13 protein-coding genes are annotated in these 12,567 nt (G+C 61.6%); 7 read left to right on the top strand and 6 right to left on the bottom strand.

The genetic code is table 11. The features are described 5' to 3' along the window. The first annotated feature begins 32 nt into the window (after positions 1-32). Entirely contained in the window at positions 33-1,244 is a 1,212-nt protein-coding gene (locus DQG19_RS10750) for a Pycsar system effector family protein (RefSeq protein ID WP_116126259.1), read from the top strand. A 108-nt stretch (positions 1,245-1,352) separates the two neighbouring features. Here the strand turns inward: DQG19_RS10750 and DQG19_RS10745 are convergent, their stop codons facing one another. Together DQG19_RS10745 and DQG19_RS10740 are read right to left on the bottom strand one after the other, a co-directional pair. Next, entirely contained in the window at positions 1,353-2,165 is an 813-nt protein-coding gene (locus tag DQG19_RS10745; RefSeq protein WP_116126258.1) for a hypothetical protein, read from the bottom strand. 227 nt (positions 2,166-2,392) lie between these two features. Then, positions 2,393-3,505 (bottom strand): aminopeptidase, encoded by a 1,113-nt coding sequence (locus DQG19_RS10740; RefSeq protein WP_116126257.1) that lies wholly within the window; start codon positions 3,503-3,505, stop codon positions 2,393-2,395. A gap of 539 nt (positions 3,506-4,044) precedes the next feature. On the opposite strand from DQG19_RS10740, the gene DQG19_RS10730 reads away from it, so the two are divergent. Continuing rightward, positions 4,045-4,770, top strand: a complete 726-nt coding sequence (locus tag DQG19_RS10730; RefSeq protein WP_116126255.1) for a YqjF family protein — start codon at positions 4,045-4,047, stop codon at positions 4,768-4,770. On the opposite strand, the gene DQG19_RS10725 is transcribed toward DQG19_RS10730, so the two are convergent. The 3 genes from DQG19_RS10725 to hflX all read right to left on the bottom strand — a co-directional run bounded on the left by DQG19_RS10725 (position 4,761) and on the right by hflX (position 7,906). Next, positions 4,761-5,582 (bottom strand): DUF2306 domain-containing protein, encoded by an 822-nt coding sequence (locus DQG19_RS10725; protein ID WP_116126254.1) that lies wholly within the window; start codon positions 5,580-5,582, stop codon positions 4,761-4,763. The two genes, DQG19_RS10730 and DQG19_RS10725, sit on opposite strands and share 10 nt — an antisense overlap. 37 nt (positions 5,583-5,619) lie before the next feature. Beyond that, complete coding sequence (locus DQG19_RS10720; RefSeq protein WP_116126253.1) at positions 5,620-6,522, bottom strand: hypothetical protein; 903 nt, start codon at positions 6,520-6,522, stop codon at positions 5,620-5,622. Between the two features lie 172 nt (positions 6,523-6,694). Next, positions 6,695-7,906, bottom strand: coding sequence for a GTPase HflX (gene hflX / locus DQG19_RS10715; protein WP_116126252.1), 1,212 nt, complete (start codon positions 7,904-7,906; stop codon positions 6,695-6,697). A 51-nt stretch (positions 7,907-7,957) separates the two neighbouring features. Here hflX and DQG19_RS10710 point away from each other — a divergent pair, with 51 nt between their 5' ends. Further along, positions 7,958-8,392, top strand: coding sequence for a DinB family protein (locus DQG19_RS10710; RefSeq protein ID WP_116126251.1), 435 nt, complete (start codon positions 7,958-7,960; stop codon positions 8,390-8,392). A 424-nt stretch (positions 8,393-8,816) separates the two neighbouring features. Here the strand turns inward: DQG19_RS10710 and DQG19_RS10705 are convergent, their stop codons facing one another. Beyond that, positions 8,817-9,257: a hypothetical protein gene (locus DQG19_RS10705; RefSeq protein WP_116126250.1), complete on the bottom strand. Its 441-nt coding sequence runs from the start codon at positions 9,255-9,257 to the stop codon at positions 8,817-8,819. Between the two features lie 271 nt (positions 9,258-9,528). Between DQG19_RS10705 and DQG19_RS10700 the strand changes: the two genes are divergently transcribed. From DQG19_RS10700 to DQG19_RS10685, 4 genes are all read left to right on the top strand, one after another. Next, positions 9,529-9,873 carry an SRPBCC family protein gene (locus DQG19_RS10700; RefSeq protein ID WP_198661718.1) on the top strand — a complete coding sequence of 115 codons (345 nt, stop codon included), beginning with the start codon at positions 9,529-9,531 and terminating at the stop codon, positions 9,871-9,873. 47 nt (positions 9,874-9,920) lie between these two features. After that, positions 9,921-10,535 (top strand): YdeI/OmpD-associated family protein, encoded by a 615-nt coding sequence (locus DQG19_RS10695; RefSeq protein WP_116126249.1) that lies wholly within the window; start codon positions 9,921-9,923, stop codon positions 10,533-10,535. A 105-nt stretch (positions 10,536-10,640) separates the two neighbouring features. Then, the gene (locus DQG19_RS10690) at positions 10,641-11,531 is read left to right on the top strand and encodes an NAD(P)H-binding protein (protein ID WP_116126248.1); all 891 of its coding nucleotides are present in this window, start codon (positions 10,641-10,643) and stop codon (positions 11,529-11,531) included. A gap of 5 nt (positions 11,532-11,536) precedes the next feature. Continuing rightward, a complete protein-coding gene (locus tag DQG19_RS10685) occupies positions 11,537-12,439 on the top strand; it encodes a helix-turn-helix domain-containing protein (RefSeq protein ID WP_116126247.1) in 903 nt (300 codons plus the stop codon). Positions 12,440-12,567: the final 128 nt, after the last annotated feature.

The following is a 12,567-nucleotide window of genomic DNA, read 5'->3' as shown; positions in this document are numbered from 1 at the left end:
TAGCATCTAGTGCCTTACCAAAACGTCAGCCCATGAATCCCGGCCGCTTTTCCGCCCTGCACCTGAGTAACCTGGCGGATCAGGCCGAGCGATTCATGTTGATGACCTATGAACGTCTGCCCCGGGCCCTGGTATTGCACAACGATAGCTGGGCACTGTCCCTGGCCGGCCATTCTCTCGAAATCGCCCTCCGCCGCCCCGGCGTGTCCCCCGACCTGCCGCACCTGGCCCGCACCGCCGCCCTGCTTGAAGCCTGCCGGTACTGGGGGGCCGGAAGTGAGCTGCGCAACGTGAAGGAAGTGGCCCAGGAGTTCCGGGACTGGACGGGTCCTGACTATCTCAACCTGCAACTGACGCTGGCGACCGTCCTGCCCGATGGCAGCTCCGCCCTCCGTACCGAGGTGGCCGACGTGCTCTACGATGCCCAGCTGGCCCAACGGCTGCTGAGCGGGCCGGAAGGCGCCGAACTGATGTGGCTGGAGAACCGCTACGCGCTGGACAGCGGGCAGGGGCCCCGCCGGCGCATGAACCGTACCGATGCCCTGGCCCACTACCTCGACGAGCTGCGGCAGGCCCGCTTCCGGGACGGGGAGTTGCGCCGCCGGTATCAGCATACCCACAGCGCGGTACTGCTGGACCTGCAGAAGCTGGTGGACCGACTCGAAAAGAAGAAACCCGGCCTGCTGCCCGCCGGGGGAGATTCCCCGGACGGCGTCGTGCTGCAGGGACTGGAGAAAGGGCCTACGCGGCAGGCCACCCAGACCTACTTCCGGACCATCTTCCGCAACCACATCCAACTCAAGCGCATGGCCGATCAGAAGGCCGCCATCATGGTCAGCGTCAACGCCCTGCTCATCGGTGCCCTGATCACCTTCGTCACCTACCGCAACTGGGCGCAGACGCGGCCGGAGATACTGCTGCCCGTGGTGGTCTTCATCATTTGCGCCCTCGCCAGCCTGGTGTACGCCATCGTGGCCTCCCGGCCCCACGGTCGTCGCGGCGAGGAAAATAACCTGGCCTTCTACGGCACCATCAGCAAGATGAAGCGCGAGGAGTTCACACGCCGCATGGAGTCGACCCTCCTTGATCCCGATGCCCTTTACGGCAACTTGATCAGCGACCTGCACGGACTCGGAGGGGCCATCGACCGCAAATATCGGCTGCTCAAGATCGCGTACAATATTTTCCTGATGGGCCTGGTGATCAGTGTGTTACTGATCGCGGCGATCATCTTCCTCTTCTAGCAGCACCGCGCCTAAAGACGAAACCCGACCACCCCCGGCGACACGTATAATGCCGGGGATGGTCGGGCCGACCGATTGGGTACGCTTCCGTTGTTGGAAGCGGGATGCTCAGGCGTCTCCCGCGGAAGAATTCTCCTTTTCTTTTTCCTCCTGTTCCTGTTCCTGTTCCTGTTGCTCCGCCTCCAGCTGGGCCTGCTCCTCTTTTCGCTTGCTCACTTTGTTGAGCAGGATGGCGGCCTTGATGAGGAAGTCGTCGTGGTACATGGTGTACTCGTTGAAGACCATCAGCAGGCGGGCGGCATCAAAGGCGGCGGTACCGGGGATGATCTGCCGCGCCGCGATGGGGTGCAGCCAGTACTCCAGGTTGTTGGAGCGCAGGTAGGACCGATCCGTGTTGAAGTTGATGACCCGCGACAATTTATTGAGACTGAAGAGGTAATCGGTCTCCCGATTCAGGTCCTTCTGGATATCGATGATGTTCGTGTAGTTGAACCGGACACCGCTACGTTCGCAGAGGAAGATGTCGCGCCGACCGTCGAAGACGATCATATCCTGGAACCGGTATTTATTCAGGTTCTTGTTCAGGAAGTTGCGGATGGCGTTCTTGGTGGAGCGGAGGTTCCGGAAGGCGAACTGCAGGTCGTTTTCGCTGAGGCGGAAGTCCTCGTGGTAGGGGTAACGCCGGTTGGTGCGCATGTTCAGGACCTCACGGACCCGCCGGACGGTATGACCCAGCTCGTCCGTTTCGGCGTACACGTCGACGATATCTACGTTGGCTTGATTTATCCAGCTCTCGAGGAAAATCTTGTTTGAACCCCGCTCAAAGACCAGGAGAGCGATTTCACTGATTGCGTAGAAGTTAGGGTAGCCGCCGTATATATTCCCGTACTTAAGCTCTAAAAAGGCGATGTTTTCGTTCACGGTGGGAGGTTAATTCAGTCAATAAAGGGTTTTCCCGCGGTAAAATGCAGTAAAAGAGGCAAAACCAAAGATAACTCTTTTCTTAGGAAAGGGTAATGCGGCCCGCTGCGGTTAGTACGTGCCGCCGCTTTATCGCGGGGGATCAAAACACGATAAAGAAGTACAAACCCCCCGGTGGGCGAAATATTGTGGCGTCTCGGCGGGCCCCTGAAAACTGGCCCCGACCCTCAGGACCAAAGTTCGGAGATGAACCGGCCATTTTCGTACACCAGTTTGTTGTCGGCGTATACGCGGCCGCATGCGCGCATATTGGCGATCATGTCCCAGTGTACGGAGCTCTGGTTTTTACCACCGGCCTGCGCGTAGCTCTGACCGACGGCCATATGAACGGTGCCGCCGATCTTCTCATCGAACAGGATTTGCTTGGAGAAGCGGTCGATGTCGTAGTTCGTACCGATGGCCGCTTCCCCGAACCGCCGGGTGCCGGCAATCGCGAATGTTTCGTCGAGTACCGCCTGCCCACTCTCCGCGGACCACGACTGGATCTCGCCGTCCGTAACCTTGAGAGTGACGCCGCGTACCTCTTCTCCGTTGCGGATGGCCGGATAGTCGAAGTAGATATGCCCGCTGACGCTGTCTTCCTCGGGGCTGGTATACACTTCCCCGCTCGGCATGTTGGTCTGTCCGTCGCTGTTGATCCACGTGCGCCCCTTGGTGGTGAAGGTGATGTCGCTGCGGTCGTTGACGTACCGGAAGGAGGTACAGGCATTCAGGTGATCGACCACGCGCTGCTGCCGCTCGCGCACTCCCAGCCAGGCTGCCCGGGGATCCGGTTCGTTGAGCTTGCAGGCATTGAAGACGAAGGCGGCGTATTCCTCTTCCGTCATGCCCGCCTCGGTGGCCAGCGCCTCGGTGGGATAGATACACATGCTTCGCTTGAGGCGCCGGTCGGCCGTACGGGCGAAGTAGGTATCGTGGAGGGGCTGGAAGGCTTCGCGCCGGGCGGCCTTGAGGTTGGCGGCGGGTTCCGGCTCGCGCAGGCTGAAGGGCGCACTCACGTAGATGTAGGCCTCGAACTCCTGCATGGCCCGGCTGTAGAGGGTGGGCAGGTAGGCAAACTGCTCCGGGCTCCCGTATTCCCGCAGGGCCTCGGCCTGCCCGCGGGTGGCTAGGGTAGTTTCCAGGTGGCCGCCTGCCTTAAGGACCTCGCGTTGCAGCGCGTCGATCAGGGGCTCGGCCAGGGTGGTGGAGGCTACGAAGAGGCGCTCCCCCGGCTGCAGGTTTACGCAGTAGTTGACGAGGAGATGGGCGTATTTGTCGATGTATTCGGTTCGGGTCATGGGCCGGGGCTGCTTCGGGTGGTTCTGCGGTAAAGGTCGCCGCCCCCGGCAATTGTTTACCCTCCCGCACCTGAACAATTTTCTTCAACCGCTCATCTTACCCGCAACCCTCGCTCCGGACATCGGATGAGGCCTCGCTGCACTCGGCTCGCATCCGATGACCTCCGCTAACCCGTAACCCGCAACCCGTAACCCGCAACCCGTAACCCGTAACCCGTAACCCGTAACCCGCACCCCCGCTCCGGACATCAGATGAGGCCTCGCTGCACTCGGCTCGCATCCGATGACCTCCGCTAACCCGCACCCCGCAACCCGTAACCCGCACCCCCGCACCCCCGCTCCGGACATCAGATGAGGCCTCGCTGCACTCGGCTCGCATCCGATGACCTCCGCTAACCCGTAACCAGCAACCCGCAACCCGCAACCCGTAACCCGCACCCCCGCTCCGGACATCAGATGAGGCCTCGCTGCACTCGGCTCGCATCCGATGACCTCCGCTAACCCGTAACCCGTAACCAGCAACCAGCCAGCCCCAACCCATGACCTTCCTAACCGCAGAATGGAGAAAACTCGCGTTCGCCAACTACCCGGTGGAGGCTTCCGTGCTGGCCGAGTACGTGCCGGCGGGAACCGAGCTGGATACCTGGGAAGGCCGTCCCTACGTCAGCCTGATCGGATTTATGTTCCGGGACGTCAGGCTGCTGGGAGTAAAGGTCCCCTTCCACGTAAACTTCGAGGAGGTGAACCTCCGCTTTTACGTCCGGCGCAGGGTGGACGGGCAGTGGCGCAGGGGCGTGGTGTTTGTCAAGGAGATCGTACCGAAACCCGCCATCACCTTCGTGGCCAATACGCTGTACGGAGAAGCCTACGAGACCCGCCCGATGTGGCATCGCTGGACGGAAACCGATCAAGGGCGCCGCGCCCAGTATCAGTGGCGGGTCGGGGAGCGCTGGCAGACCTTCAGCGTGACCGCCGAACGGCAAGCTACCGCCATTCCGGAGGGCGGGGCGGTAGAATTCATTACCGAGCATTACTGGGGCTACTCCCGGAAAGACGCTCACCGCACTACCGAATATCAGGTCGCCCACCCGCGCTGGGAGAAGTACCGCGTCCGGGAGCACACCATCGAGGTAGACTTTGCCCTCAATTACGGGGATCGCTTTGCTTTCCTCAATTCGTCCACTCCCGACTCCGTATTCCTGGCCGAGGGTTCGCCGATCCAAATTATGGGGAAGCAGACGCTTAGGTTCTCCGATCAGGACTGAAATACGCCAAGGATGGCCGGCCCCCAGAATTCCTTCGTGAAGAAATACGTGGCCAACACGAGAAAAGCCGTGGTCAGGTAGACGGCCACGGTCGCGCTCACCTTCGCCCAGCGCCCGCCGAGCAGTTCGCGGCGGCCGATGAATACCTCGGCGACCAGTAGGTTGGGCAGGTAGAACCAGAAGTCCATGAAGTAGTCGAAGGGGCCGCGAAAGAGCTGGGTATGCCCCGCTCCCCCGGTGAACAGGAACCAGAATCCGTAGTCCATACGGTACAGCCACGAGCCGATCGCCAGGGCGAACAGCCGGATCCCCCAGGCCCGGTGCCGGGCGAATGCTCCGGCGCGCGCGTAGCGGATCGTCTGCACCGCGGCCAGGCCCGTGAGCAGCCCGTAGCCCGTGAAGGCTACGTCCATGAGCCACCCGCCGATCGTCCCCTTTGCCGCGATGAAGCTCAGGCCACCCAGGGCCGTCAGCAAGGCCGCCACCACGTAGACGCGCCCCAGCCAGCGGTGAGCCAACGGGTAGCGCAGCCGTATCGCCGGTACCAGCTGCACGCAACCCAGGATGAGGATGATGCCCCCCGCCGCGAAGTGCAGCCCGATACCGAAGGTCGCCGACCGGGTATTGGCATCGTACAGGCCGGGCAGTACCTCGTTCCACTGCCCCGTGTTGCCCGACAACAGCCCCACGAAGTAAAAAGCAAGGATATAGAGGCCGAAGATGACGGCGCTGCTCCAGACGGTCGCCACCAGTACCCGCCCCGCGACACGCAGGTGGCGATCGGCCAGGGTAGGGGAGTGTGGTATGGACATAGGCCTTCGTTCGTTCCCTAAGATACCGCCGGGGGGCTCATTCCCGTAGGGTGGTGACGGTCAGGCTTAGCCCCGCTTTCGCCCGCTGCCAGGGGAGCGCCCTGGATTCACGGTGGTAGAGGCCGGCGGTCAACAAACCAGCGGAAAGATGAAGGACGTCCCGTTCCCGTCTTGACCAGGTTTCGACGATCTCTACCGAGAGGAAGATGCGTTCCCGGGCGATCACTGCTTGGGACACCTGCGCCTTTATCCAGCCGTTGTCGCGGTCCGTCTGAACAAGCCACGAATGGGAAGGCTCCCTGGCAATTTCCCCCTCGGGCACCGAATACAGATTGAAGCGAAGCCGCAGGCTGTCGTAGGTAGAATGTGCAATATGAATTCCGATCTCCTTCAGCAGGTGGTCGCGGCCAGGTTTCAGGCGAATAAGCGCTCCCCGTTCCGCACCGCTCCGGGCCCGCACGGCCCAGCCGGATACGATGTTGCTCGACTCAGAAGTATTACCGTAAGTCTTCTGGTCACGGAAACGTTTGCTGGCCACCGTGACCTGTGGTACGTCGAGTGGTACGGGAAAAAGACAGGGTGCGGCAGGTGACGACTGGATTGCCTTACCTAGGGTATATTCCTCGGACGCAAACCCTACGCTGGAGATGGTGAACGCGCAGTCGTCGAGGGAATCGGCCGGTAGAGACAGGTTGAAATTTCCGAGGGAGTCCGCCACGGTGCCGAGCATCAGCGCGCGCGAATACAGATTGGCGTATGGGATGCCCGTTGTATCGCCGCAGTTTACCACCCGCCCCCGCAGGAGGGTCTGTGCGATTCCGGCTTGAGCACCCAAAAGACAGATGACTACCGGCACGACTAGCCAAAGGCTTTCCTTCGCACATCGGATGTGGTGCACTAACTGGCGGTCCGCGCCCTTGCTGATGGTTGTAGTTGGCATCGCTGCGGATTGATTCCTGTTTAAGGTACGACGCCTTGCGTCCGCTACGGATATCGGATGAGGCCTCCTACGTCGGCTCACATCCGATATCCTCCGCTGCCTCTACCGAGAGCGCAGCGACCGGCAAGAGCCGCGCGACTACAGAACTACCGAACTACAGTACTATTCCTCCCTACCACTGCTTGGCGATGTAAGGATACGTCTGCTGGTATTCCTCCTTCACCATTTCCGTGAGGCGCTGGCGCAGCTCGTTGATGTTTTCCTTGGTCTGGGCACTGACGAGCATGGCCTCCTGCCCGAACTCAGCTTTGAGGCCCTTGGCCAGGTCGCCTTCTACCTCTTCCCGGCCGGCGGCGTCGAGGTACATGTCGTAGTTGCGCTCGCGGAAGAGGTCGATCTTGTTGAAGACGAGCAGGGTGGGCTTGTCCTGGCAATTCATCTCCTTAAGCAGGCCCTGGACGGTGCGGATCTGGTCGTCGTACTGGGGGTGGGCGACGTCGACCACGTGCAGGAGGATATCGCTCTCCTTGACCTCGTCGAGGGTGGAGCGGAACGACTCGATGAGGTGGTGGGGCAGCTTGCGGATGAAACCTACCGTATCCGTCAGCAGGAAGGGAATACCCTCGTAGGCGACCTTCCGTACGGTCGTGTCCAACGTGGCGAAGAGCTTGTCCTCGGCAAAGACGTCGCTCTTCGTGAGCAGGTTCATGAGGGTAGATTTGCCCACGTTCGTGTAGCCCACCAGCGCCACCCGGACCATGGCATCGCGGCCCTTGCGGCGGGTTTCGGCCTGCTTGTCAATCTTCTCAAGGTCCTTCTTCAGCTTGGAGATTTTATCGCGCACGATCCGGCGGTCGGTCTCGATTTCCGTCTCACCGGGGCCGCGCATGCCGATACCGCCGCGCTGCCGCTCAAGGTGCGTCCAGAGGCCGCGCAGGCGGGGCAGGAGGTACTGCATCTGGGCCAGCTCCACCTGGGTCTTGGCCTGGGCCGTCTGGGCGCGGCGGGCGAAGATGTCGAGGATAAGGGTGGAGCGGTCGATGATCTTGACCTTCATCAGCGTCTCCAGGATGTTTACCTGCTTGCCGCTGAGGTCGTCGTCGAAGATGACCATCGAGACGTCCTCGTGCTGGTCCACGTAGTCGGCGATTTCCTGTGCCTTGCCGCTGCCGACGAAGGTGCGGTTATCGGGGTGATCCAGTTTTTGCACGAATCGCTTGACGGTCTTTGCACCTGCGGTCTCCGCCAGAAACTCCAGCTCGTCGAGGTGCTCGGTGACCAACTCTTCGGTCTGGTCGCGTAACACAACGCCCACCACGACGGCGTATTCCGTCTCCTGTACTAATCCATTGGCCTTCTGGCCTACGTTCCATTCATTCGCCATAGATTGAAATAACCCGACGCTTACGCGATTAGTTGCCAATACCCCCTTCCCTTGCTCTCCCAACTCTTCGAATACCACCGCAGCACCAACGACCGCGTCCTCTATGAGCTGGACAGCCACGGCCACGAACTGCCCGAACGAACCTACCCCCTCTTCTGCCACCTGCTGAACGCCCACCAGGTTTGGAACGCCCGTATCCTGCGCCGTCCTGCCTTTGGGATACGGGATATTCATACCTACGAGGACTGCGCGCAGATCAACCACGATAACTACCGGGATACCCTGGAGATCCTCAAGCAATTCTCCCCGGAAATGGAAGTCGCCTACGTGAATTCGCAGGGCGATCCGTTCGTAAATACCGTGGAGGATATCCTGCTGCACGTAGCCAACCACACCGCCCACCACCGCGGGCAGATCATCGCCGATTTCCGCGCCAGCGGCCTGGAACCCCCGAAAACCGACTATATCTTTTACCGGCGGGAATAGCATCCATCCGCATACGCCCTCAGCCATGGAACGCTCGGAAGCCTACCACCAACTCAGCTACTACACCCTCAACCACCCGCAGCCGGACCGCTTCGTGCACCAGCACAGCGTCGATGCGCAAACGGCATAGACGGCCAAGCCATACGACCGGCCCATCGGCCTGCTCTACGCCCTGGTCGGGCTCTATCTGGCCCTGGAGAAGGGCTACATCGGCCGCGAGGTGCAGCTGGCCCACGTCGAGCTCGCAAGGGACAAATCCGAATTTCCGCCCCTCGTGCTTCCCGAAGACCGTGGAGACGTTACGGCCAATGAGGTCCTCGACATCTTACCCGGCCCGGCCCGGCCCGGAGCGCGACGCCATGATCCTTCGCTGGTGCGCCGCCGTGTGGCGGACCCACGCCGTTAATCACGCCCCCACCGTCGACTACTGCAGGATGCGGCTGAGCAGCGCCGCCGCCCCGAGGCGCTCCTCCACGGTGGGCAGGAAGTTGTGCTGGTAATCGTAGCCGAGGTCGGGGAGGCCGGTTTCGCGGTCGGTACTGTCGTAGAGGGTATTGTAGATGCGCTCGCGCAGCACCACCGACTCCTCCATCCAGGTTTGCGGTGCGTCCTCGCACGCCTGGCGGGCCGCATCGTTGAGGTTCTCGTCGGCGATGTGGGCCACGATGCGGTGGCCGTGGGCGCCCCAGGCCGGGAACCGCTGAGGGAGATCGCAGGAGAAGAGCAGCAGGAGAATTTTTACAATGCCGTAAAGGCAAGGCGTCTCCGGTAGCTGGTGGAGCGAGTGCCAAGTCGGTAACCGGGGGGTATTCCTTTTTTGGTTCAGTCCCTGCACCTGCGTCCGCGCCTCATTAGGGATATACAAATCCCGTAATTTTCGTCAGTAACCCTATTTGATCGATGGCACAACTTGCAGATCGACCCGCGATCAGATACCGCGCACCTTTACGAGCGGTGTGCTGTTCGCGGTTGATGTGGCCTCCTATCCAATTGACTGACAAGTGCCGATAATCCTACTTCACACCAATATTGCTGCGCCGATTGAGGTGGTATTCGACCTAGCACGCAGTGTTGATCTGCATCAGGTGTCCACCGCCCATACTCAGGAGGAGGCCATCGCCGGCCGGACGTAGGGTTTGATTGGAGCGGGCGAGTCGGTCACCTGGCGGGCGCGCCACTTCGGCATCTACCAGACCCTGACGGCCAGGGTAACCGACTACGATCGGCCCACTTTCTTTGCGGATGAGATGGTCCAGGGGGCATTCCGCCGCTTTCGCCACGAACACCGATTCGGGAGCATAGCCACGGGTACGCTTATGACAGATGTTTTTGACTATACTGCCCCCCTGGGGGTGCTGGGTAGGCTGGCTGATTGGCTGTTTCTGGAAGCTTACATGACCCGCCTGCTTCACCGCCGGAACCTGGTAATCAGGGAATTTGCGGAGAGCGACCGGTGGCGGGAGGTGTTGCGGGAGACATAACCAGGTCCCGGGTAGCCTATATTTGGTGGTCAGCGATCCCCCCCACCATGCCGGAATTAGAGCGCATCCAAATCGAATCCACGGAAGAACTCCGCAGTTGGCTGGAGGCGAACCACGCCACCTCGGGCAGCGTATGGCTGGTCCGCTACCGCAAGCACACCGGCGAACGGCACGTCTCCTGGAGCGAGCTAGTGGACGAGCTGCTCTGCTACGGCTGGGTGGACAGCCTGCCCCGCAAGCTGGACGCCGACCGGACCATGATCCGTATCAGTCCGCGCAACCCGAAGAGCAACTGGTCCGGCATCAACAAGGAGAAGGTGGCGCGGCTCCGCGGGGAGGGGCGCATGACCCCCGCCGGCGAGGCGCTGGTGGAGATCGCCAAAGCGAACGGCTGCTGGACTTTCCTGGACGATGTCGAAGCGCTGATCGTGCCCCCCGACCTCGAGGAAGCCCTGGCGGCTACCGACAGCGCGGCCTTCTACTATGACCGTTTCCCCGCCTCTGGCAAGCGCCTCATCCTGTTCTGGATCAAGAGCGCGAAAACGGAAGCGACCCGCCGGAAGCGCATCCGGGAAACCGTGGAAAAGGCCGCGCGAAACGTGAAGGCTTACCATCCAAAGGGCCGCGACTCCGGCCCCGCCCCGCCCGACGATATCCCCTAGCGGTGACCCGGGTCAAATCCCCCGGATTTGGCTACAAGCTTCCAAGATTCGGCTACATCGGTTGGGCTCACGTCCCTGTTTGATAATCAACAAAACCAACCGAATATGGAAATCGTACTAACGGGCTCGCTCGGCCACATCGGGCAACCCCTCACTGAAAAGCTGACCCAGCGCGGTCACCAGCTGACCGTCATCACCAGTACCCCCGAGCGGGCGGGGGCCATCACCGACCTCGGCGCCACTCCCGCAATCGGCGAGGTGCAGGACGCGGCCTTTCTATCCCGCACCTTTGCGGGGGCCGACCTGGTCTATTGCATCATCCCGCCGGACTACACCGTGCCGGACATCAACGCCTACTACCGAAACATCGGCCAGCAGTACGCCGCTGCCATCCGGCAAGCGGGGGTGCCGCGGGTGGTACTGCTCAGCTCCTTCGGAGCGGAGCTCGACGCCGGCACGGGCGTCATCCTGGGCAGCCACTTCGTGGAGGAGGAACTGAAATCGCTCGACGGGGTGCAACTCACGATCGTGCGGCCCACCTACTTCTACTACAATCTGCTCAATCTGATCGGCAGTATCCGGGCCACAGGCCACATCATGACGAACTACGGCGGTGACGATCTCCTTTACCTGGTGGCCCCAAGCGACATCGCCGAGGCCGTCGTGGAAGAGATCGAGCGACCGGCGGAACCCCGGCGGGTACGGTACGTGTACAGCGACGAACGTACGGGTAACGAGATCGCTACCGTGCTCGGCCGCGCCATCGGCAAGCCCGACCTGCAGTGGCGGGTGATCCCCGACGGTGCGGTGCGTCAGGCCATGGTCGATCACGGCATGCACGCGCGTATGGCTGATGACCTGACCGCCCTCAACCGAAGCCTGCGCGACGGTCGCCTGGCCGCCGACTTCCTGCGCCACAAACCGGAGCGGGCCGGGCGGGTTAAACTGGAGGACTATGCCCCCACCTTCGCCGCCGCCTACGCCGGGAAAAAGTAATCGCCATGGCCGACACCATCCGAATACCAACCATCAGTGCCTACCACGCCATGCGCGGTCTGCCGCCACCCGATCATCCGCTCGTGAGCGTAGTACGCTTCGAGGAGATGACCGTCAACGCGTCCGAGGAATTGCTCGTCAACGACTTTTATGCCATCGGTCTGAAGCAGCACGTCGGGGCCGACGTGCGCTACGGCCGCCAGCTGATCGATTTCGACCGGGGTACGCTCTTCTGCATGGCTCCCGGGCAGGTGTACCACGTAGGGATAAAGAAATCGGCCTCCCACGGCGGTTGGTACCTGATGGTGCATCCTGACTTTCTGTGGGGCAGCGAACTGGCAAACCGGATCGGAGGGTACGAATACTTCGGCTATTCCATCCGGGAGGCATTGCACCTCAGCGCGCGGGAGGAGGAGACCGTCGTCACCGTCCTGCGTACCATCCGGCAGGAAGTCGCAGGTAACCTCGACGAGTTTAGCCAGGATATCGTCGTGACCCACCTGGCGGTACTGCTGAGTTACGCCGAGCGGTTCTACCGCCGACAGTTCCTGACGCGCAAACAATCCAATCACGAAATACTCGATCGCCTCGACCGGGTGCTCGACGAAGCCCTGCGCGAAGAGGTGCTGGCAACGACCGGGGTGCCGGCCGTGCAGGACGTCGCCCGGTCCCTCAACGTAAGCCCCAACTACCTGAGTGGTGTACTGCAGACCCTTACCGGACGCAGCACCCAGGACCATATCCACGAACGGCTCATCGCCCGGGCCAAGACGACGCTGTCCACTACCCACCATTCCGTCAGCGAAATCGCCTATGCGCTGGGTTTCCGGCACCCCCAGTCGTTCAGCAAGTTATTCCGGTCCAAAACCGGGCAAACGCCTACGGCCTTCCGCGCGGCGTTTTCGTGATGTCCGCGGCGCGAGGAGTATGCCGCGTGCAGCGACCGGGTGTTCCTCAGGCGGTACATAACCGAGCTACTCGAGCGACGCAATGCCGTGTTGAAGGAGGTGGCGGAAGATGGCCGCTGGCGCGAGGT

It is taken from the genome of Lewinella sp. IMCC34183 (assembly GCF_003390915.1).
In the GTDB taxonomy this organism is placed as follows: Bacteria; Bacteroidota; Bacteroidia; order Chitinophagales; family Saprospiraceae; genus Neolewinella.
The sequence above is the reverse complement of the archived record's forward strand: the minus strand, read 5'-3'. Positions and strand labels throughout refer to the sequence as shown.

Coding starts and splice junctions, on each gene's coding strand:
- DQG19_RS10750 (WP_116126259.1), top strand. CDS start 33: ATGAATCCCGGCCGCTTTTCCGCCCTGCACCTGAGTAACCTGGCGGAT.
- DQG19_RS10740 (WP_116126257.1), bottom strand. CDS start 3,505: ATGACCCGAACCGAATACATCGACAAATACGCCCATCTCCTCGTCAAC.
- DQG19_RS10730 (WP_116126255.1), top strand. CDS start 4,045: ATGACCTTCCTAACCGCAGAATGGAGAAAACTCGCGTTCGCCAACTAC.
- DQG19_RS10725 (WP_116126254.1), bottom strand. CDS start 5,582: ATGTCCATACCACACTCCCCTACCCTGGCCGATCGCCACCTGCGTGTC.
- DQG19_RS10720 (WP_116126253.1), bottom strand. CDS start 6,522: ATGCCAACTACAACCATCAGCAAGGGCGCGGACCGCCAGTTAGTGCAC.
- hflX (WP_116126252.1), bottom strand. CDS start 7,906: ATGGCGAATGAATGGAACGTAGGCCAGAAGGCCAATGGATTAGTACAG.
- DQG19_RS10695 (WP_116126249.1), top strand. CDS start 9,921: ATGCCGGAATTAGAGCGCATCCAAATCGAATCCACGGAAGAACTCCGC.
- DQG19_RS10690 (WP_116126248.1), top strand. CDS start 10,641: ATGGAAATCGTACTAACGGGCTCGCTCGGCCACATCGGGCAACCCCTC.
- DQG19_RS10685 (WP_116126247.1), top strand. CDS start 11,537: ATGGCCGACACCATCCGAATACCAACCATCAGTGCCTACCACGCCATG.